Origin of the sequence: Thioalkalivibrio sulfidiphilus, assembly GCF_000377945.1 — a bacterium.
GTDB classification, from domain to species: Bacteria; Pseudomonadota; Gammaproteobacteria; order Ectothiorhodospirales; family Ectothiorhodospiraceae; genus Thioalkalivibrio_A; species Thioalkalivibrio_A sulfidiphilus_A.
Map to the genome: position 1 here is coordinate 16257 of NZ_KB898942.1, position 20071 is coordinate 36327.

The window sequence follows — 20071 nt, forward strand, 5'->3', positions numbered from 1 at the left end:
CCTCAACACATTGGTTGATCTGATTCGTAAAACGAAAATCCGCCCTGTCCCGTTTCGTACTTCCCAATTCTCAATTCCGACTTCGATCAGAAGTTGCCCTGAAACCAGCTCTTCATCCTTCCCCACACCGCCTTGAGATTGCCCGTCTGGCGCGCCTCGTGGCTGCGCCCGCCGCCCCGGCTCTGGTGGCCGAACAGCAGCAGACCCACGCCGGTGGCATGGATCGGGTTGCGCACCACGTCCACCAGCCCGCTCACGTGCTGGGGCAGACCCAGACGCACGGGCATGTGGAACACCTCCTCGGCCAGATCGATCACCCCTTCCATCTTGGAAGAGCCACCGGTGAGTACCACGCCCGCCGCCACCAGCTCCTCACAGCCGGAGCGGCGCAGTTCCGCCTGCACCAGGGACAGCAGTTCCTCGTAGCGGGGCTCCACCACGCCGGCCAGGGTCTGGCGCGACAGGCGCTTGGGCGCCCGGTCGCCGACGCTCGGCACCTCGATGGTGTCGTCGGGATTGGCCAGCTGGCGCAGGGCGCAGGCGTACTTGATCTTGATGTCCTCGGCGTACTGGGTGGGGGTACGCAAGGCCACGGCGATGTCGTTGGTGACCTGGTCGCCGGCGATGGGGATCACCGCCGTGTGGCGGATCGCGCCGTCGGTGAACACGGCGATGTCCGTGGTGCCGCCGCCGATGTCCACCAGGCACACACCCAGTTCCTTCTCGTCCTCGGTGAGCACCGCGTGGCTGGAGGCCATCTGTTCCAGGATGATGTCGTCCACCTCAAGCCCGCAGCGGCGTACGCACTTGACGATGTTCTGGGCAGCGGAGACCGCGCCGGTGACCAGGTGCACCTTGGCCTCCAGGCGCACGCCGGACATGCCCACCGGCTCGCGGATGCCCTCCTGCTCGTCGATGATGAATTCCTGGGGCAGGATGTGCAGGATGCGCTGGTCCGCCGGGATGGCCACGGCGCGCGCCGCGTCGATCACCCGATCCACGTCGGCGGGGGTGACCTCCTTGTCCTTGATGGCCACCACGCCGGTGGAGTTGAGGCTCTTCACGTGGCTGCCGGCGATGCCCGTGAACACCGAGTGGATCTGGCAGCCGGCCATCAGTTCGGCCTCCTCTACCGCCCGCTGGATGGACTGCACCGTGGACTCGATGTTGACCACCACGCCCTTCTTCAGACCCCGGGAAGGGTGCGAGCCGATGCCGACGATCTCGATCTGACCGTCCTCGTTGATCTCGCCGACGATGGCCTCCACCTTGGAGGTGCCGATGTCCAGGCCAACAATCATTCCCTTATCGGATCGCTTCGACATGCTGTCTCTCTCTAGGTACCGATTCGTTCATTCAGTGCGCGGCCGGGGCCGCTTCGCCCCAGGCCACGGCGATGCCGTTGGTGTATCTCAGGTCCATGCGCCGCACCGGCGCGTCCCGTTGTGCGGCGATGTGCGGGTAGGCCCGCAGCAGCCGCTCCAGCTGGACCTCGCCGGCACCCCGGCCCATGAGCACTTCACCGCCGCCCAGCAGCTCGATGGTCCAGGCCTGGCGGGCGTCCTCGCGCAGGCCGCGCACCTCCAGCCCCACGTCGGCGAGCCGCGCCTGCACGGCGAGATAGCGGCGCATCAGGCTGCGCTGGCGCCCCTCGCCGCCGGTGAGGCTCGGCAATCCCTCGGGCAGGCTCTCCGGGGCCGGCCGGAACACGTCCCCGTAGCGGTTCACCAGGGCGTCCTCGCCCCAGCGGGCCACGGGCACCTGCTCGGTCACCTGTACGTGCAGGGTGTCGGGCCAGACCCTGCGTACGCTCACCCCGTACACCCAGGGCAGCGCCATGGCCGCGCGCTCCACCGCCGGCAGGTCCACGCTGAAAAACCCGCCGCTCACATACGGCCCCAGGGCCGCCTCCAGGTCGCGGCGCTCCAGGTGATGGAACTGCCCCTCGATCTGCACCGCGCGGATCGGCAGGGTGTCCGGGCGCAGGGCCCAGTCCGCGGCGTAGGCGAGCGCGCCGGCGAGCATCAGCACCACCCCCAGCGACAGGCCGCGGCGCAGCCAGCGGCGCAGCTCCAGACCACGCCACCAGGGCGCGATGTCCCGCTGTTTCCTGGCCATGGCATCCCGCTTCGCCACGTCATTGCCGCTCCCCGGAAGCCAGGGTGCCGGCCAGGATGCGCAGCACCAGGGCCTGGAAATCCAGGCCCGCGGCCCGGGCCGCCATGGGCACCAGGCTGTGGTCGGTCATGCCGGGCACGGTGTTCACCTCGATCAGCCAGGGCACACCCACCCGGTCCACCATCAGGTCCACCCGGCCCCAGCCCCGGGCGCCCACCGCCTCAAAGGCCTGCAGGGCCAGGGACTGGAAGCGCTGTTCCACCGCCGCCTCCAGCCCGCAGGGCACGTGGTAGCGGGTGGTCTCGGCCTTGTACTTGGCCTCGTAGTCGTAGAAGGCCCGGGGCGTCTCCAGGCGGATCAGCGGCAGGGGCTCGCCCTCGAGGATCGCCGCCGTGTACTCGGTGCCGGTCACCCAGCGCTCGGCGAACACCGGTCCGCCGCAGGCGGCGGCGCGGGCATAGGCCTCGGGCAGATCACCCAGGGTCTCCACCTTGCTCATGCCGATGCTCGAGCCCTCCAGGGCCGGCTTAACGATCAGCGGCAGGCCCAGGCCCGAGGCCACCACCACCCAGTCCGTGTCCCCGTCCAGCACCTGGTAATCGGGGGTGGGCAGGCCCGCGCCGCGCCACAGGCGCTTGGTCATGAGCTTGTCCATGCTCACCGCCGAGCCCAGCACGCCGCTGCCGGTGCAGGGCAGGCCGATCAGCTCCAGGGCGCCCTGGATCACACCGTCCTCGCCGCCCCGCCCGTGGAGCATGTTGAACACCCGGTCGAAACCGCCGGCCTTGAGCACCTCCAGCACGTCCCGGCCGGCATCGATGCCGTGGGCGTCCACGCCGGCGGCCTGCAGCGCCTTGAGCACCTCGCCGCCACTGATGAGCGAGATCTCCCGTTCCGCGGACCAGCCGCCCAGGAGCACCGCCACCTTGCCGAAGGCCCTGGGATTCATGCCCTGCCCTCCAGGGGTTCGCCCACCACGCGCACCTCGGGCTCGAGGCGCACGCCGAAGCGCGCCTCGACCGTGGCCTGCACGTGGCGGATCAGGGCCTCCAAATCCGCCGCCGTGGCATCGCCGGTATTGATGATGAAGTTGGCGTGCTTCTCCGAGACCTGGGCGCCGCCGATGCGATGGCCCTTGAGGCCGGCCGCCTCCACCAGGCGTCCGGCATGGTCGCCGGGCGGGTTGCGGAACACGGAGCCGCAGCTCGCCACGCCGGTGGGCTGGCGCTCGGCGCGCTCGGCCAGCAGCTCGCGGATGCGCGCCTTGCCGGCCTGGCCATCGCCTGGGGTGAGCCGGAAGGTGGCGGCGGTGAACCATTCCTCCACCGGGGTGATCACGCTGCGGTAGGCCACCTGGTACTCGTCCGCCTCGCGCAGGTGACGGCGGCCGCGCCGGTCCAGGGTCTCCACGGTCTCCACGCAGGTCCAGGTCTCGCCGCCCCAGGCACCGGCGTTCATGGCCAGGGCCCCGCCCAGGGTGCCGGGGATGCCGGCCAGGAATTCGCAGCCGGTGAGGTTCGCGTCGGCGGCGAAGCGCGCCAGCTTGGCGCAGGCCACGCCGGCCTCGGCACGGATGCGGTTGTCCGGCAGCAGGGTCATCTCGTTGAGCGCCCCGGACAGGGCGATCACCGTGCCGCGCACCCCGCCGTCGCGCACCAGCAGGTTGCTGCCCAGGCCCAGCCACAGCAGCGGCTCTTTGGGCGGCAGGGTGCTGAGGAAGAAGGCCAGGTCGTCCAGGTCCGCCGGCTTGTAAAGCTGGTCGGCCGTGCCGCCCACGCGCCAGGAGGTGTAACGGGCCAGGGGTTCGTGGTGGCGCAGCTCGCCGCGCAGCATCTGGAGGTTCTCGGCGGTCATCATGGATGTCCCTCCTCTGTGGACAGTGCGGCCGGCAGGGCCGCGGCCAGGGCGCCCACGTTGCCGGCCCCCTGGGTGAGCAGCACATCGCCGTCGCGCAGCACGCCCTTGAGGGTCTCGACGAAGCGCTCCGGGGCGTCCACGAACACCGGGTTCACCCGGCCCCGCGCGCGGATGGCCCGGGCCAGGGTGCGCCCGTCGGCGCCGGGGATGGCAGCCTCGCCGGCCGGGTAGACCTCCAGCAGCACCAGGGCGTCGGGGCTGGAGAGCACCTCGGCGAAGTCCTCGAACAGGTCCCGGGTGCGGGTGTAGCGATGGGGCTGGAAGGCCAGCACCAGGCGCCGGTCGGGCCAGGCGTCCCGGGCGGCGGCCAGGGTGGCGGCGATCTCGGTGGGGTGATGGCCGTAATCGTCCACCAGGGTGACGGTGCCCGCGGCGGTCTTGAGTTCACCGTAGACCTGGAAGCGCCGGCCGATACCCTGGAACTTGTCCAGGCCCTGCTGGATGGCCGCGTCGTCGACCCCCAGTTCATGGGCCACGGCCACCGCGGCCAGGGCGTTGAGCACGTTGTGTCGGCCCGGCAGGTTGAGGGTCACGGCCAGGGTGTCGTCGCGCTCCGGCAGGCAGATCTCGAAGTGGGTGCGGGTGCCCTCGGCGCGCACATTGCGCGCGGTGACATCCGCGTCCACGCCGATGCCGTAGGTGAGCACCGGACGGCCCACCTCGGCGATCATGCCCGCCAGTTCCCGGTCGTTGGCGCACAGCACCGCCAGACCATAGAAGGGCAGGTGATGGAGGAACTCCAGGAAGGTGGCGCGCAGCCGACCGAAGTCCCCCTGGTAGGTGGCCAGGTGGTCGGCGTCGATGTTGGTGACCACGGCGATGATGGGCTGCAGGTGCAGGAAGGAGGCATCGCTCTCGTCGGCCTCCGCCACCAGGTAGGCCCCCTGCCCCAGCCGGGAGTGGCTGGCGGTGCTGTTGAGCCGCCCGCCGATCACGAAGGTGGGGTCCAGCCCGCCTTCCGCCAGCAGGCTCGCCACCAGGCTGGTGGTGGTGGTCTTGCCGTGGGTGCCGGCCACGGCGATGCCGTGGCGGAAGCGCATCAGCTCGGCCAGCATCTCGGCCCGGCGCACCACCGGGATGCGCGCCTCACGGGCGGCGATGAGTTCAGGGTTGCGCGGGTCGATGGCGCTGGAGACCACCAGCACGTCGGCGTCCTGCACGTAGGCGGCATCGTGGCCCAGGCGGATGGTCACGCCCAGCCCCGCCAGGCGCCGGGTGACAGCGTTCTCGGCGATGTCCGAGCCGCTCACCTGGTACCCCAGGTTCGCCAGCACCTCGGCGATGCCGCCCATGCCGGAACCGCCGATGCCCACGAAATGGATGCGGCGGATGCGGCGCATGGGCATGGGGGTGACTGCGCTCATTTCGCACCTCCACGGGCCTTGCCGGTGCGGGCCTGGCCCAGGCAGATCCGCGCCACGGTCTCGGTGGCATCGGGCAGGGCGCGGCGCCGGGCGGCCTCGGCCATCTCCAGGGCGCGGGCCCGGTCGATGGACTTGAGTTCGGTGGCCAGGCGCCGGGCGTCCAGTTCGGATTCGGGGATCATCACCGCCGCGCCGGCCTCGGTGAGATAACGGCCGTTGGCGCTCTGGTGGTCGTCCACCGCGTGGGGATAGGGCACCAGGATGGCGCCCAGGCCGGCGGCGGCCAGTTCGGCGACGGTGAGCGCGCCGGCGCGGCACACCACCAGGTCGGCCCAGCCGTAAGCCTCGGCCATGTCCTTGATGAAGGGCATCAGTTCCGGCTTCACGCCGGCACTGGCATAGGCCGCCCTGGCCTGGTCCAGGGTGCGCTCGCCGGCCTGATGGCGCACCAGGGGGCGACCCTGTTCCGGCAGGCGGGCCAGGGCCTCGGGCACGGTCCTGTTCAGGGCCAGCGCGCCGAGGCTGCCGCCCAGCACCAGCACCCGCAGCGGACCCTCCCGTCCCAGGAAGCGCAGTTCCGGTTCGATCAGGCCACTGATGCGCGCACGCACCGGGTTGCCGGTGTGCACAGCGCCCACCTTCTCCGGGAAGGTGCCCGGGAAGGCCTCCAGCACCTTGTCTGCCACCTTCGCCAGCCAGCGGTTGGTGAGGCCGGCCACGGCGTTCTGTTCGTGGATCACCAGGGGGATGCTGAGCGCCGCGGCCATGAGCCCGCCGGGACCGGAGGCGAAGCCGCCCAGACCCAGCACGGCCCGGGGCTTGACCCGCAGCAGGAAGGCCAGGGCCGCCCACAGGGCCACGCCCAGGCGCAGCGGGGCGAACAGCCAGTTGACCAGGCCCTTGCCGCGCAGTCCCGCCACCGGCAGGGTGTGAAACTCGAAGCCCGCCTCGGGTACCAGCTTGGCCTCCAGACCCCGGGCGGTGCCGAGCCAGATCACGTGCTCGCCCAGCTCACGCAGGCGCTCGGCCACGGCCAGGCCCGGGAACACGTGCCCGCCGGTGCCGCCCGCCATGATCAGGATGGGACGCTCGCTCATGCGCCTCGCCCTCCCGACACGCGCCCGACCCGCAGCGGGCCGCTCTCCACCGTCTCCCGATGCACCCGCAGCAGCAGGCCGACGGCGGCGCAGGTCATGAGCATGGAGCTGCCGCCGTAGCTCATCAGGGGCAGGGTCAGGCCCTTGGTGGGCAGCAGGCCCATGTTCACGCCCATGTTGATGAAGGCCTGCAGGCTGACCCACACGCCCACCCCGTAGGCCAGGTAGGCGCCGAACAGGTGGCCGGCCTGTTCCGCCGCCCGGCCGATGCCGAAGCTGCGCCACAGGAACCAGCCGTAGAGCAGCACCACCACGGTGATGCCCACCAGCCCCAGTTCCTCGGCGAGTACGGCGAACAGGAAGTCGTTGTGGGCCTCGGGCAGGTAGAAGAGTTTCTGCACGCTGGCCCCCAGCCCCACGCCGAACCAGGAGCCGCTGCCGATGGCGATCAGGGACTGGGTGAGCTGGAAGCCGCTGTTGAAGGGATCGTTCCAAGGGTCCAGGAAGGCGGTCAGGCGCGCCATGCGGTAGGGGGTGGTGATGGCCAGCATGGCGAGCGCCGTCGCCACGCCACCCAGCAGCAGGGCGAACTGCCAGAGCTTGGCGCCGGCCAGGAACAGCATCGCCAGGCCGATGGCCATGAGCACCACGGCGGCGCCGAAGTCCGGCTCCATGAGCAGCAGCAGGGAGGCGCCGGCCAGCAGCAGCATGGGGCGCAGGAAGCCGGAGAACCGCTCGCGCACCGCGCGCCCGTGGCGGGTCAGGTAGCCGGCCAGGTACAGGGTGAAGAGCAGCTTGGCCACTTCCGAGACCTGCAGGTTGAACAGCCCCAGGCTCAGCCAGCGGGTGGAACCGTTGACCGTCACGCCCACCCCCGGCACCAGCACCAGGATGAGCAGGAAATAGGCAAAGCCCAGCAGCAGACCGGCGGAGGCCTCCCAGTAGGCCAGGCGGATGCGGTAGGCCAGGGCCGCGGCCGCAAGGCCCAGGACCACGTACACCGCCTGGCGCTTGAGGAAGTACAGGGGGTCGCCCAGGTTGCGGTCGGCGATGCCGATGGAGGCGGAGGCCACCATCACCAGACCCAGGCCCAGCAGGGCCAGCACGCTTAAGGCGAGGCCCAGGTCCAGGCGCTGGGCCAGGCGCAGCTGCAGCTGCTGGCCGGCGTCCCGGGTGGCCTGGATGTCCACGGCGCTCATGCCGCGAGCCTCCGCACCGCGGCCATGAAGACCTCGCCCCGGTGCATGTAGTTGTCGAACATGTCGAGACTGGCGCAGGCGGGCGAGAGCAGCACGCTGTCGCCGGTCTGCGCCAGGCGCGCGGCCTCGGCCACGGCGGCCTCCATGGACGCTACCTGCACCACCGGCACGCGCCCCTCCAGCGCCGTCGCGATGCTTGGTGCATCCTCGCCCAGCAGCACCACGGCGCGGGCCTTGCCCGCCACCGCCTCACCCAGGGGGGCGAAGTCCTGGCCCTTGCCCTGGCCACCGGCGATCAGCACCACCTGGCCCGGGAAACCGGCCAGGGCCGCCAGGGTGGCGCCCAGGTTGGTGCCCTTGGAATCGTTGTACCAGGAGACGCCGTGCAGGCGCGTCACCCACTGGCAGCGGTGGGGCAGGCCGGAGAACTGGGTCAGGGCCTCCACCATGGCCTCGCCGGGCAGACCCGCCGCCTGGCCCAGGGCGAGAGCGGCCAGGGCGTTGGCGGTGTTGTGTCGCCCGGCGATGCGCAGGCGGGATTCCGCGAACCAGGGGATCTCGCCCTGGGCCAGCCAGGGTTCGGCGTCCCGCTCGATCAGGCCCCAGTCGCCCTCGCCGGGGACATCGAGGCCGAAGCTGACCCGCCGCGCGCCGCCCTGCATCGCGCACACCCGCGGATCATCCCGGTTGATCACCGCGGTCGCGGCGCGCCGGAAGATGCGTTCCTTGGCGGCGGCGTAGTCTTCCAGGCTGGCATAGCGATCCAGGTGATCGGCGGAAATGTTGAGCACCGTGGCCGCCACCGGCTCGAGGCTCTCGGTGGTCTCCAGCTGGAAGCTGGAGAGCTCCAGCACGTACAGCTCCACGTCGCCGTCATTGAGCAGGTCCAGGGCCGGGATGCCGAAGTTGCCGCCCACGGCGACGTTCAGGCCCGCCGCCCGGGCCATTTCGCCCACCAGGGCGGTGACCGTGCTCTTGCCGTTGGAACCGGTGATCGCCACCACGGGGGCTCGGGCCTCCCGGGCGAACAGCTCGATGTCGCCCAGGATCTCGGCGCCGGCGGCACGGGCCGCCTGGATGGCGGGCTCGGCAACGCTCACGCCGGGGCTCACGATAAGCCGCTTCATGCCGGCGAACAGGGCCGCATCGAAGGGGCCGGTGTGCAGCTCAGCCTCGGGCGCCAGACGACGCAGCTCATCACGGCCCGGCGGCTCGGCACGACTGTCCGCCACGCGGAAGGACTCCCCGCGCGCACGCAGGTGGCGCGCCACGGAGATGCCCGTTGCGCCCAGTCCCACGATCAATGTGTCAGCCATGCCGCTCATATCAGTCTGTTGCTTTCCTCAACGCAGCTTCAGGGTGGCCAGGCCCACCAGCACCAGGATCACGGTGATGATCCAGAAACGCACGATGACCCGGGGCTCGGGCCAGCCCTTCAGTTCGAAGTGGTGATGCAGGGGCGCCATGCGGAAGATGCGCCGCCCGGTGAGCTTGTAGGAGACCACCTGCATGATCACCGACAGGGTCTCCACCACGAACACGCCGCCCATGATCACCAGCACGATCTCCTGGCGGGTGACCACCGCCAGTACGCCCAGGGCAGCGCCCAGGGCCAGAGCGCCCACGTCGCCCATGAACACCTGGGCCGGGTAGGCGTTGAACCAGAGAAAGCCGAGCCCCGCGCCCACCAGGGCGCCGGTGAACACCACCAGATCGCCCACCCCGGGCACGTAGGGGATGCCCAGGTAGTTGGCGAACACCGCGTGGCCGGACAGGTAGGCGAACACCCCGAAGGCGCCGGCCACCAGCACGGTGGGCATGATGGCCAGGCCGTCCAGGCCGTCGGTGAGGTTGACCGCGTTGCTCGCGCCCACGATCACGAACCAGGTGAGCAGGATGAACCAGGGGCCGAGCTGGATGGCCACGTCCTTGAACAGGGGCACGAAGAAGGTGGTCTCCACCGGCGCCTGGGCGGTGTAGTAGAGCAGTATGGCGGTGGCGAAACCCACCACCGACTGCCAGAAGAACTTGGTCCTGGCCGACAGGCCCTTGGAATTGCCGTAGCGCAGCTTGCGGTAGTCGTCGATGCCGCCGATCAGGCCGAACAGCAGTGTGACCATGAGCACCACCCACACGAAGCGGTTGGTGAGGTCGCTCCACAGCAGGGTGCTCACCGCCACCGCCACCAGGATCAGGGCGCCGCCCATGGTGGGGGTGCCGGCCTTGGTGAGATGGGTCTGGGGGCCGTCCGTACGCACCTGCTGGCCGATCTTGTAGAGGCTCAGGCGGCGGATCATGGCCGGGCCCACCACGAAGGCGATGATCAGCGCGGTGAGTACACCCAGGATGGCGCGCAGGGTCAGGTACTGGAAGACATTGAAGCCCCGGTAATACTCGCTCAGGAATTCAAACAGACTGAGCAGCATGCGCAGGCCCCCCGTTGTTGTGATTGTTGTTTGTGCCCGCCTGCAGGGCCTGCACCACCCGCTCCATGCGCTGGCTGCGCGAGCCCTTCACCAGCACGGTCATGCCGGCATGCAGCAGCGGGCGCAGGGCCTCGATGAGCGCGGCCTGGTCTGCGTGGTGCTGCGCCCCCTCCCCGAAGGCGCGCACCGCGTGGGCACTGAGCGGCCCCACGGCGTGAAAATGCTCGATGCCCAGCTCCCGTGCCCGGGCGCCGATCTCGGCGTGCAACTCGGCACCGGACTCGCCCAGCTCGCCCATGTCGCCCAGCACCATGCAGCGCTCGCCCTCATAACCGGCCAGCACCTCCAGGGCAGCGCGGGTGGAGGCGGGATTGGCGTTGTAGCTGTCGTCCAGCAGAAGCGCGCCGCCCTGCCCCGGCACCGCCACCAGGCGTCCGCTGACCGGGTGCACCCGGGCCAACCCGCGCAGGATGGCCTCCTCGGGGATCTCCGCGGCCAGCGCGGCGGCGGCGGCGGCCAGGGCATTGAGGGCGTTGTGCCGGCCGGGGAAGGCCAGTTCCAGGTCGTGCACCCGGCCGTTCATGTGCAGACGCAGACTGCCCGGCGCCTGCCACTCGCCGGAGACCTCGGCCACATGATCCAGGCCGAAGCTGATGACGCGTCGGCCCGGGTTCAGGCCGTACCAGTAGTCGGCGTAGATGTCGTCGGCGTTGATCACCGCCACGCCGTCCGGCCCCAGGCCCGAGTAGATCTCGCCCTTGGCACGGGAGACCCCCTCAATGGAACCGAAGCCCTCCAGGTGGGCGGGGCCGGCATTGGTGATCAGGGCCACGTCGGGACGGGCGAGGCTGGTGAGATAGGCGATCTCGCCGTGATGGTTGGCACCCATCTCCACCACTGCATAACGGTGGTTGCGGGCGATCTCCAGCAGGGTCAGGGGCACGCCGATGTCGTTGTTGAGATTGCCCCGGGTGGCAAGGGTCGGCGCCTGTTCCCGGGCGATGGCCGAGAGCATCTCCTTGACCGTGGTCTTGCCGTTGCTGCCGGTGAGCGCCAGCACCGTGACCGGCAGGGATTCGCGCCAGGCCCGGGCCAGGCGCCCGAGGGCCAGACGGGTGTCGTCCACCAGCACCTGGGGCAGGCGGGTGGGCAGCAGGCGGCTGACCATGACGCCCGCGGCGGGCAGGTCGTCGCTGACGAAGGCATGGCCATCGTAGGTGGGGCCGGTGAGCGCCACGAACAGCTGGCCATGCTGCAGGCTGCGGGTGTCGGTGCTGACCCCTTCGGCCACGGTGTCCGCGCCGTGCAGTTCCCCGCCCACCTTCGCCGCGATCTCGGCAAGCGACCAGATCATCATGCCTGATCCTCCCCGTTGCCTTCCGCCATGCCCGAGGCCAGGCGCCGGGCCAGGTCGCGGTCACTGAAGGGACGCTGCTCGTCGCCCACGATCTGCACCGTCTCGTGGCCCTTGCCCGCCACCAGCACCAGGTCGCCGGCGGCCGCATGGGACCAGGCCCATTCCACGGCGGCCTGGCGATCCAGTTCCTGATGCACCTCGGCGGGACGTTCGAAGCCGGTCATCACCTCTCGGGCAATGGCCTGCGGATCCTCGTGGCGGGGATTGTCGCTGGTGAGCACCACCCGGTCGGCGAACTGCTCCGCGGCCCGGGCCATGAGCGGGCGCTTGCCCGGGTCCCGGTTGCCGCCGCAGCCGAACACGCACCAGAGCCTGCCTGCGCAGTGCACCCGCAGGGCCTGCAGCACCTGGGCAAGGGCGGCGGGGGTGTGGGCGTAGTCCACCACCAGGGTGGCGCCCTTGCCGCCGGAGAAACGCTCCATGCGCCCCGGCACGGTGCGCACGTGGGCCAGCCGCTCCAGGGCATCGGTGAGGCTCAGGCCCAGCTGCAGCAGGGTGGCCAGCACCGCCAGCAGGTTGTGCACGTTGAAGGCACCCAGCAGACCGGTCTCCACGCGACCGCTGCCCCAGGGGGTGACCACGCCGAAGGCCAGGCCGTCGGGCCGGTATTCCACCGACTCGCCGCGCACCTGCTCGATCTCGCCGCCGGCGGCAGCCAGTCCGTAACCCAGGATCTGCACCTCCCGCCCGGCCAGCTCGGCGGCCAGCTTGCGGCCGAAGGCATCGTCCAGGTTGAGGATGGCGGTCTCCAGACCGGGCCAGCGGAATAGCCTCGCCTTGGCCTCGGCATAGGCCTCCATCGTGCCGTGGTAATCCAGGTGATCCCGGCTCAGATTGGTGAGCACGGCGATATCCAGGGCGGCGCCGTTGATGCGCCCCTGGACCAGGGCATGGGAGGAGACCTCCATGACCGTGTAGCGCACGCCCCGGCCGCGCAGGTCCGCGAGCCAGCGATGCAGGCTGAGCGCATCCGGCGTGGTGTGCCCGGTCTCGGCCAGCTCCCCGTAGACGCCTGCGCCCAGGGTGCCGATCACGCCGCAGCGGCCCGACTCCTGGTACAGGGTCTGGGCCAGGAACTGGCTCACCGAGGTCTTGCCGTCGGTGCCGGTCACGCCGATGAGCTTCATGGCGCCGGAGGGATGGCCGAAGAAGCGATCGGCGATCTGGCCCAGGCGCTGGCCCAGCTCGGGCACGGCGACGCTCGCAACGCCCAGTCCCGCGGGCGCCTCGACACCGGGCGCCGGCTCCCAGACCACCGCCACCGCACCGCGGGCGACGGCCTCCGCGGCGTGGCTCAGGCCGTGGGCACGGTGGCCGGCCAGGGCAATAAAGACGGCGCCGGGCTGGGCCCGGCGACTGTCGAGACACAGATCCCGTACCGGGACGTCCAGCCCCGGCGAGACCGCCGCGAAGCCCTCCAGCAAGGTGGAGAGGCGCCAGTCGGGTTGATGCGCGCGCAGGCTCATCATGCCGGCCCCCTGCCCGCCCCGGCGGTCACGGCGCGGATGCTGGGCACGTCGTCGGGCGGCACGTCCAGCAGGCGCAGCGCACCCTGCATGATCTTCGAGAACACCGGTGCGGCCACCTGTCCGCCGTAGTATTCCTCGCCGGCGGGCTCGTCGATGACCACCACCATCACCAGGCGCGGATGGCTCGCCGGGGCGAAGCCCGCGAACATGGCCACGAAACGCTCCTCGTTGTAGCCGCCGGCGCCGCTCTTGCGCGCCGTGCCGGTCTTGCCCGCCACCCGGTAGCCCTCCACCCGCGCCCGGTGGCCGGTGCCCTCGGTGGTCACCGCCACCTCCAGCATGGCGCGCAGCTCGCGGGCCACGGCGGGGGACATGACCGGCTCGCCGGGCAGCACGGGCTGGTCCGCCAGGAAACGCGGCGCGGGCATCACGCCCTCGTTGGCCAGGGCGGCATAGGCCCGGGTCAGCTGCAGGGGCGTGACCGACACGCCGTAGCCGAAGGCCAGGGTGGCGCGATCCACGTCGCGCCAGAAATAGAAGTCACGCAGCAGGCCGGAGGCCTCGCCGGGGAAACCGCTGCCGGTGCCGCGACCCAGCCCCGCCTGGTGCAGGGTGCGCCACAGGTGCTCGGACTCCATCCCCAGGGCCAGCTTGCTGGCGCCGATGTTGGAGGACTTGGCCAGCATCGTGGTCAGGTCCACGCGCCCGTAGTTGCGGATGTCGCGAATGGTGTGGTTGCCCACGCGGAAGGTGCCCGGTGCCGTGTCCAGGGTCATGCGCGGATTGATGCTGCCGCTCTCCAGGGCCGCGGCCACGGTGAACGGCTTGATGGTGGAGCCGGGCTCGAACAGGTCGGTCACCGCCCGGTTGCGGGAGGCCTCCCGGCGCAGGCTGCCCCGGTTGTTGGGGTTGTGGCTGGGCTGGTTGACCATGGCCAGGATGTCGCCGGTGTGCACGTCCATGATCACCGCCGAACCGGAGCGCGCGCCGTGTGCCTGTACCGCCGCCTTCAGCTCCCGGTAGGCCAGGTACTGCACGCGCTGGTCCAGGGTCAGGGTGATGTCCCCGCCGGGACGCGCGGGGCGGATATTCTCCACGTCGCGGATCACCCGACCGAGGCGATCGCGCACCACCCGCTTGGCGCCGGGCTGTCCCGTGAGCCGCTCGTTCAGGGCCAGCTCCAGGCCCTCCTGACCCCGGTCGTCGATATTGGTGAAGCCCAGCACGTGGGCCGCCACTTCGCCCATGGGGTAGTAGCGGCGGAATTCCCGCTGCAGGGCCACGCCGGGCACGCCCAGCTGCTGCACCTGGGCGGCCACGTCCGGGTTCACGTGGCGGCGCAGGTAGACGAACTCCCGGCCGGCGCGCTCCGCCAGGCGGCGCTGCAGGTCACCCCGGTCCATGCCCAGCACCCGGGCCAGTTCGGCCAGGCGTTCGGGCGCCTGCAGGGTCTCCTGGGGATTGGCCCACACGGAATCCACCGGCGTGCTCACCGCCAGGGGTTCGCCGTTGCGGTCCAGGATCATGCCCCGGTGGGCGGGGATGGAGACTACACGCAGGTGGCGTGCATCGCCCTCGCCGCGCAGGAAGTCCTGCTTGAGTACCTGCAGGTCGAGGCCACGGCCGAGCAGCACCGCGAAGCCCAGGACGAACAGTCCCAGCACCACGTGGCGGCGCACTGCACTCAGCTTGTCCGGGGAATCCGACATCGGTCCTCGCTCAGTCAAACAAAATCACGGTGTTGCCGGCGCTCGGCAGGGTCATGTTCAACCGCTCCCGCGCCGTCTCTTCGATTCGTCCATGGGTGGCCCAGGTGCTCTGCTCCAGCTGCAGCTGGCCCCACTCCACGTTCAGGCTGTCCCGCTCGGCCAGTTCCACCTGCAACGCCATGAACAGGCTGCGACTGTGGTGCTTGCTGTAGATCACTCCGAATGCGCTGATCAGCACCGCCAGGAACAGCACCCCGAGACCCATCAGGCGCAGCCTCATGCCAGGCGCTCCGCCACCCGCAGCACGGCACTGCGCGCCCGGGGGTTCTCGTCCAGTTCCGCTCGGCTTGCGCGGATCGCGCGCCCCACCAGGCGCAGGGTCTGACCCCGACGCGCATCGCCCTGCACCGGCAGACCCCGGGGCAGACGCTCACCCTCGGCCTGCTCGCGCAGGAAGCGCTTGACCATCCGATCCTCCAGGGAATGGAAACTGATCACCGCCAGGCGCCCGCCCGGGGCCAGCAGGGCGGGAATCTGCGCCAGGCAGCGACGCAGGGTTTCCAGTTCGTCATTGACCCGGATGCGGATGGCCTGGAAGCTGCGCGTGGCCGGGTGCTTGTGGCGCTCCTTGAAAGGCACCGCTTCATTGATCAGTTCCGCCAGCTGACGGGTGCGCTCCAAGGGAGTCTCCTGGCGCGTCTCCACGATGCGCCGGGCGATGCGTCGGGCGAAGCGTTCCTCGCCGTATTCCTTGAGCACCCAGGCGATCTCGTCCTCGTCGGCACGGGCCAGCCAGGCGGCGGCGGACTCGCCGGACTCCGGGTCCATGCGCATGTCCAGGGGGCCGTCGCTCATGAAGCTGAAACCGCGCTCCGGGGTGTCCAGCTGGGGCGAGGAGACGCCAAGGTCCAGCAGGACCCCGTCCAGCCGTCCGCTGATTCCCAGTCTGTCTGCGACCTGCTGCAGCATCTCGAATGAACACCGCTCGAAGTGAAACCGCTCGTCATGGCCGTAGCGGCGCGCCGCCTCGGCCTCGGCCTCCGGGTCCCGGTCCAGGGCGATGAGCCGACCCTCGGGGCCGAGCCGCTCCAGGATCCGGCCGCTGTGGCCGCCGCGCCCGAAGGTGCCGTCCAGGTAGATCCCGTCGGGACGCACCGCCAGGGCCTCGACCGCCTCCTCCAGCAACACCGCGCGGTGGGCCGGGGTTGGCTGCCCGCTCACAGGGACAGGCTCTCCAGTACCGCGCTCGGCTCCGCGGTCTCGTCCTCTTCCTTGAACCACGCATCCCGGCTCTTGACCCAGGTGTCCTCGTCCCAGAGCTCGAACTTGTTGCCCTGACCCACCAGCACCACCCGCTTGTCGAGGCCCGCGTAGTCGCGCAGCGGCGGCGGCAGCAGGATGCGCCCCTGGCCGTCCAGCTCGCACTCGGTGGCATGGCCCACCAGCAGGCGCTGCAGACGGCGCACCTGGCGGTCCATGTTGGGGCGGGACATGAGGGCCTGCTCGATGCGCTCCCACTCTGGCTGGGGATAGACCAGCAGACAGCCGTCGCGGTCCACGGTGATCACCAGGCGCCCCTCGCAGGTTTCCACGAGGCGATCGCGATACCGGGACGGCATGGCCATGCGCCCCTTGGTATCCAGGTTGAGATTGGCGACCCCTCGAAACACTGACAGCCCTCATGGGGAGGAAAACCACTTTCCTCCACTATTCCCCACATTTCTACACTATAGGTAGGGATCCGGGGCCGGTCAAGGGAAATCAGGGTCTGGGAAGAGAAAAATAGTGCTTGTGTCACAAAGACTTAGGAACACCCCTCCAAGTGGGAGATCAGCCTGGGGCAGGCCATATGAATAGCGCCTTGAGATTCACCAGATTGGCCACAAAAGCTCACAATTCACTTTAAGTTCGGGGCCCGAAAAACAGCGAAGCCCGACCCCGGTTCAGGGATCGGGCTTCGCTTCGGTGGGGAAAAATGGGGAGTCGGCCTGTAAGCCGGGTTCTGTCTGGGACAGTCATTCATCTGGGACGCGCGTCACCGCGCGCCTCGAGCAGCCTACCCGGGTGCAGTGCGGGCCACACCAATGCACCCCTATTTGGCCTTGCTCCGGGTGGGGTTTACCGTGCCGCGAAGTGTTGCCACCCGCGCGGTGCGCTCTTACCGCACCTTTTCACCCTTACCTGATCACGGAACGGGTCCGGGCCATCGGCGGTATGTTTTCTGTGGCACTTTCCGTCGGCTCGCGCCGCCCAGGCGTTACCTGGCACCCTGCCCTATGGAGCCCGGACTTTCCTCCACGATACAAAGATCGCAGCGACTGTCCGGCCGACTCCGGAGCATTAGAGTACGTGGGAACGGGAAAGTTACAAGGGAAAAGTGGGAAGTTGGAATTGGGACGGGCGAAGGCTGTTGCCGGATTCGATCCCGGCCTCCATGGGACCGGCCCGCAGCACGGCATCGATAAGCCAGGGGAAAGCGCACCGCAAAGGCCGCGAAGGCACGTGCGCAGCTGACTGGGTCGGGATGATGGGTGTCCTAAACCGTGCTCGCAACCCGGCTTTCGGCCTGTGGCAGGATCGTGACGAGGATGTGGACGCACAGGTCCGCAGCCTGCGACAAGGAAGGGAACTGCCCTGATGCTAGTGTCCTGTCTGATAAATATCTTGCCATTCAGAGCCTCGCAAAAGCGCCAAGGCAAGGCGCGCACCGCAGCCAATGGCAAGCCCTTGGCAAGGTGCGCAACGCCGCATTGGCGCTTTTGCGAGGCTCCCTGCGGGCGCGGCTGTGCGGGCGTGTGGCGTTGTTACGCTTGCTTGAAATGGGGGTGGCCATTCCTGCGCAAGCGTGCCTAGCCACACGCCCGCACAGCCGCGCTGAATGACAAGATATTTATCAGACAGGACACTAGTGGACACGGACGTCCTGATCTGGAACCTACGCGGCAACCCCAGGGCTGCCGAACTGCTCGACAACCAGCCTGGCTTTTCCATCTCGGCCGTCAGCTACATGGAACTGGTGCAGGGCATGCGCGACAAGCGCGAACTGAAAGCGCTGCGCCAGGCGCTGCACTTCTGGCGCGCCCCCATCATCCATATCAATGAAAGCATTTCCGCCCGCGCCACCTTCCTGGTGGAGCAGCATGCGCTGGCAAACGCCATGCAACTAGCGGATGCCCTGATCGCCGCCACCGCCCTCGAACACGGCCTGGATCTGCTCACGGCCAACGACAAGCACTATCGACCGGTGGACGGCCTGACACTCCGGGTCTTCAGACCAGGGTGATCACAACAGCACCCGCACCGCCCCACTCTGAACGTCACGGGCCACCGCCACAACAGCAAACAGATGAAGGAAAGGAATATTCCGGGATGCATCGGCATCATCCGATCGCCCGTTACCATATGAAGTCCTGTTCGTTTCACATGGGAGTTGCCAATGCTCAGATCAATTCTTGTCCTTCTGGCCGCCGGGGTCGGGATGAAGGGTGTCCTAAACCTAAACCGGCTCTAATCCTACACTCCTTGCATACCTAGGCGGGATAAGTCACTACTATTCACAGAGCAGCGTAAGGAATTCGCAAACCCAACTCGCAGGAGGCAGGATCATGGGCGCTGGCAAACGACTCGGTTTTGGGGCTGACAGCCATCGGAACAACCTCCTTGCCCTGCTGCTGATCCTCCTGGTGTTCGCCGCGCTGGGATTGCGCTTCTGGGCAGAGCACCACAAATCCCTGTATGGCGGCCCCCAGCAGATCACACAATTGGGCGACGCCCTGCTGATCAACAACGGCGATGCACTCTACCGCATCTCACCGTCCGGTGAGATCCTCTCGCGCCACGACCTCAGTCAGCTCGGCTATGCCAACAATCTGACTGACCTGCATGGCCTGCCCGATGGTTCGGTCCTGCTGGCATCGAGCCGGCCATCCACGGTCAGACAATGCCGTCTTGAGACCTCAGATTGCGACACGCTTCTGGATCCAGGCCAACTGCCCGAGGGGCGGGCCTACAAGCTCCTGCACGGTCCGGATGGCACGCTGATGATCGCCGACACCAGCGGTCATCGCATCCTGCGAGTGCAGGACTTGAGGAACCCCGAACCCACCCCTCTGGACATCACGGCAGGCCTGCGATTTCCGAACCAGCTGTCATGGCACAACGGGCAACTCTGGGTTGCCGATACCAATCACCACCGCCTCAGCGCCTATCATGTCAATGAAGTGCGCGGCGAGATGCTCGGCAGTATCGAAGTCATCGGTCATCCCGACGCGCGCAGGACACGTATCTGGCCGACTGCCTTTGCCTTTGACGAGAGAGGACGTGTCTGGGTGATTGTGGCGAACAACCTGTTGCGGGACGCCGATGTTCTGGCCTATTCACTGGAAGGCCGTGCCTTGACCCGTATCGAACTGCCAGAGGGCGCGGATCCCGTGTTCATGACCCACCACCAGGGGGCGCTGTTCATCACGGATCCAACCCGAATGACCGTTCACCAGGTGGATATGAATGACCTGCGCGTCTCCGCTCTGGGCGGACAGTTCGGCACACTCCTGGATGAACTCCGCACTCAACGTGATCACTATGCAACCCTGAGCCATATCGGGCTCTGGTCCCTGGCGGGAATCCTGGTACTGGGCCTCCTCCTGGCCAGCGGAAGCCTCAGGGAGCGGTTATCGAAGCAGTGGCAGGCCACAATGGGCACAGGATCGAAGCAACACCCTCACTTGTCCAATCGCATCGCACCGCTCGTGAACGCCGACCGTCTTTCCGGCGTGAGCTGGCTCGAACCCGACCCAAAACGCATGAGACCTCTCCAATGGGCCCTGTATGCAGGCATGGCCTGCATCCTGCTCGCACCCGCCCTGATCATTGCGACCCAGGTCTACTGGGCACCCGAGGATGCGGACGCCTCCCCTTATACATTCCGCGGTCTGATGGCAATGTTACTCGTGCTGGTTGCAGTGATTCTGCCCCTGATGTGGCAGGCCTCCCTCCTGCTCAAGTCGCGAATCGGCATCAGAGGCGGTCTGCTCTACCTGAGGGACCATCGCGGAAGAGCGATACAGATCCCAGCGGAGGTCGCCGTAAGCTCCCCCATGCACATCTCCCACGGCCCCATCACGGTGGTGCTCTTCGATGGCCGGGGAAAGTCGTACTATGATGAGGAAACCACTGAGAACACCCTGAAGCCGATTGTGGCCCGCACCCATCACCTGGGACACATCAACTTCTGGCTCTACCAGCTCAAGCAGCGTCAAACTGCAGCGATCCTGGCGGCCGTATTGCCATTGAGTGGTGTACTGGCCCTCTATGCAATACTGAAATGGCTGTGAGTGAGGCTTTCGCATTTCTTTG

17 protein-coding genes and 1 other RNA gene are annotated in these 20071 nt (G+C 68.6%); 2 read left to right on the forward strand and 16 right to left on the reverse strand.

Annotated features, from left to right (window positions below; translation table 11 throughout):
• Positions 1-86 precede the first annotated feature (86 nt).
• From ftsA to rnpB, 16 genes are all read right to left on the reverse strand, one after another.
• On the reverse strand, positions 87-1325 hold the full coding sequence (ftsA, locus tag D580_RS0109915) for a cell division protein FtsA (protein WP_026289881.1): 1239 nt from the start codon (positions 1323-1325) through the stop codon (positions 87-89).
• Positions 1326-1356: 31 nt separating this feature from the next.
• Positions 1357-2136: a cell division protein FtsQ/DivIB gene (locus D580_RS0109920; protein WP_018954234.1), complete on the reverse strand. Its 780-nt coding sequence runs from the start codon at positions 2134-2136 to the stop codon at positions 1357-1359.
• Between the two features lies 1 nt (position 2137).
• On the reverse strand, positions 2138-3067 hold the full coding sequence (locus tag D580_RS0109925) for a D-alanine--D-alanine ligase (protein ID WP_018954235.1): 930 nt from the start codon (positions 3065-3067) through the stop codon (positions 2138-2140).
• Complete coding sequence (murB, locus tag D580_RS0109930; protein WP_018954236.1) at positions 3064-3972, reverse strand: UDP-N-acetylmuramate dehydrogenase; 909 nt, start codon at positions 3970-3972, stop codon at positions 3064-3066. Before murB ends, D580_RS0109925 begins: the two co-directional genes overlap by 4 nt.
• A complete protein-coding gene (gene murC / locus D580_RS0109935; RefSeq protein ID WP_018954237.1) occupies positions 3972-5399 on the reverse strand; it encodes a UDP-N-acetylmuramate--L-alanine ligase in 1428 nt (475 codons plus the stop codon). Before murC ends, murB begins: the two co-directional genes overlap by 1 nt.
• Entirely contained in the window at positions 5396-6496 is a 1101-nt protein-coding gene (murG, locus tag D580_RS0109940; protein ID WP_018954238.1) for an undecaprenyldiphospho-muramoylpentapeptide beta-N-acetylglucosaminyltransferase, read from the reverse strand. Before murG ends, murC begins: the two co-directional genes overlap by 4 nt.
• Positions 6493-7695, reverse strand: a complete 1203-nt coding sequence (gene ftsW, locus D580_RS0109945) for a putative lipid II flippase FtsW (protein WP_018954239.1) — start codon at positions 7693-7695, stop codon at positions 6493-6495. The genes murG and ftsW overlap by 4 nt, the downstream gene beginning before the upstream one ends.
• Entirely contained in the window at positions 7692-9020 is a 1329-nt protein-coding gene (gene murD / locus D580_RS0109950; protein ID WP_018954240.1) for a UDP-N-acetylmuramoyl-L-alanine--D-glutamate ligase, read from the reverse strand. The genes ftsW and murD overlap by 4 nt, the downstream gene beginning before the upstream one ends.
• 18 nt (positions 9021-9038) lie before the next feature.
• Positions 9039-10121, reverse strand: a complete 1083-nt coding sequence (mraY, locus tag D580_RS0109955) for a phospho-N-acetylmuramoyl-pentapeptide-transferase (protein WP_018954241.1) — start codon at positions 10119-10121, stop codon at positions 9039-9041.
• Positions 10102-11478, reverse strand: coding sequence for a UDP-N-acetylmuramoyl-tripeptide--D-alanyl-D-alanine ligase (locus D580_RS0109960; protein ID WP_018954242.1), 1377 nt, complete (start codon positions 11476-11478; stop codon positions 10102-10104). Before D580_RS0109960 ends, mraY begins: the two co-directional genes overlap by 20 nt.
• Positions 11475-13007 carry a UDP-N-acetylmuramoyl-L-alanyl-D-glutamate--2,6-diaminopimelate ligase gene (locus D580_RS0109965; RefSeq protein WP_018954243.1) on the reverse strand — a complete coding sequence of 511 codons (1533 nt, stop codon included), beginning with the start codon at positions 13005-13007 and terminating at the stop codon, positions 11475-11477. Before D580_RS0109965 ends, D580_RS0109960 begins: the two co-directional genes overlap by 4 nt.
• Positions 13004-14716 (reverse strand): peptidoglycan D,D-transpeptidase FtsI family protein, encoded by a 1713-nt coding sequence (locus D580_RS0109970; RefSeq protein WP_018954244.1) that lies wholly within the window; start codon positions 14714-14716, stop codon positions 13004-13006. Before D580_RS0109970 ends, D580_RS0109965 begins: the two co-directional genes overlap by 4 nt.
• Positions 14717-14726: 10 nt before the next feature.
• Positions 14727-14996, reverse strand: a complete 270-nt coding sequence (gene ftsL, locus D580_RS0109975) for a cell division protein FtsL (protein ID WP_018954245.1) — start codon at positions 14994-14996, stop codon at positions 14727-14729.
• A complete protein-coding gene (rsmH, locus tag D580_RS0109980; RefSeq protein WP_018954246.1) occupies positions 14993-15937 on the reverse strand; it encodes a 16S rRNA (cytosine(1402)-N(4))-methyltransferase RsmH in 945 nt (314 codons plus the stop codon). The genes ftsL and rsmH overlap by 4 nt, the downstream gene beginning before the upstream one ends.
• Positions 15934-16386, reverse strand: a complete 453-nt coding sequence (gene mraZ, locus D580_RS0109985; protein ID WP_018954247.1) for a division/cell wall cluster transcriptional repressor MraZ — start codon at positions 16384-16386, stop codon at positions 15934-15936. The genes rsmH and mraZ overlap by 4 nt, the downstream gene beginning before the upstream one ends.
• A gap of 305 nt (positions 16387-16691) precedes the next feature.
• Positions 16692-17050, reverse strand: an RNA gene (gene rnpB, locus D580_RS15855) — RNase P RNA component class A.
• Between the two features lie 544 nt (positions 17051-17594).
• Here rnpB and D580_RS0109990 point away from each other — a divergent pair.
• Both D580_RS0109990 and D580_RS0109995 read left to right on the forward strand, forming a co-directional pair.
• Positions 17595-17999 (forward strand): type II toxin-antitoxin system VapC family toxin, encoded by a 405-nt coding sequence (locus tag D580_RS0109990; RefSeq protein ID WP_038043555.1) that lies wholly within the window; start codon positions 17595-17597, stop codon positions 17997-17999.
• Between the two features lie 322 nt (positions 18000-18321).
• Positions 18322-20049 (forward strand): hypothetical protein, encoded by a 1728-nt coding sequence (locus tag D580_RS0109995; protein ID WP_018954249.1) that lies wholly within the window; start codon positions 18322-18324, stop codon positions 20047-20049.
• Positions 20050-20071 lie beyond the last annotated feature (22 nt).

What these genes read in the sequence shown, in the direction of transcription:
- ftsW (WP_018954239.1), bottom strand. Translation starts at nt 7,695, where the DNA reads ATGAGCGCCGTGGACATCCAGGCCACCCGGGACGCCGGCCAGCAGCTG.
- ftsL (WP_018954245.1), bottom strand. Translation starts at nt 14,996, where the DNA reads ATGAGGCTGCGCCTGATGGGTCTCGGGGTGCTGTTCCTGGCGGTGCTG.
- ftsA (WP_026289881.1), bottom strand. Translation starts at nt 1,325, where the DNA reads ATGTCGAAGCGATCCGATAAGGGAATGATTGTTGGCCTGGACATCGGC.
- D580_RS0109965 (WP_018954243.1), bottom strand. Translation starts at nt 13,007, where the DNA reads ATGATGAGCCTGCGCGCGCATCAACCCGACTGGCGCCTCTCCACCTTG.
- murC (WP_018954237.1), bottom strand. Translation starts at nt 5,399, where the DNA reads ATGAGCGCAGTCACCCCCATGCCCATGCGCCGCATCCGCCGCATCCAT.
- D580_RS0109925 (WP_018954235.1), bottom strand. Translation starts at nt 3,067, where the DNA reads ATGAATCCCAGGGCCTTCGGCAAGGTGGCGGTGCTCCTGGGCGGCTGG.
- D580_RS0109960 (WP_018954242.1), bottom strand. Translation starts at nt 11,478, where the DNA reads ATGATGATCTGGTCGCTTGCCGAGATCGCGGCGAAGGTGGGCGGGGAA.
- murD (WP_018954240.1), bottom strand. Translation starts at nt 9,020, where the DNA reads ATGAGCGGCATGGCTGACACATTGATCGTGGGACTGGGCGCAACGGGC.
- D580_RS0109995 (WP_018954249.1), top strand. Translation starts at nt 18,322, where the DNA reads ATGGGCGCTGGCAAACGACTCGGTTTTGGGGCTGACAGCCATCGGAAC.
- murG (WP_018954238.1), bottom strand. Translation starts at nt 6,496, where the DNA reads ATGAGCGAGCGTCCCATCCTGATCATGGCGGGCGGCACCGGCGGGCAC.
- mraY (WP_018954241.1), bottom strand. Translation starts at nt 10,121, where the DNA reads ATGCTGCTCAGTCTGTTTGAATTCCTGAGCGAGTATTACCGGGGCTTC.
- D580_RS0109970 (WP_018954244.1), bottom strand. Translation starts at nt 14,716, where the DNA reads ATGTCGGATTCCCCGGACAAGCTGAGTGCAGTGCGCCGCCACGTGGTG.
- murB (WP_018954236.1), bottom strand. Translation starts at nt 3,972, where the DNA reads ATGACCGCCGAGAACCTCCAGATGCTGCGCGGCGAGCTGCGCCACCAC.
- D580_RS0109990 (WP_038043555.1), top strand. Translation starts at nt 17,595, where the DNA reads ATGACAAGATATTTATCAGACAGGACACTAGTGGACACGGACGTCCTG.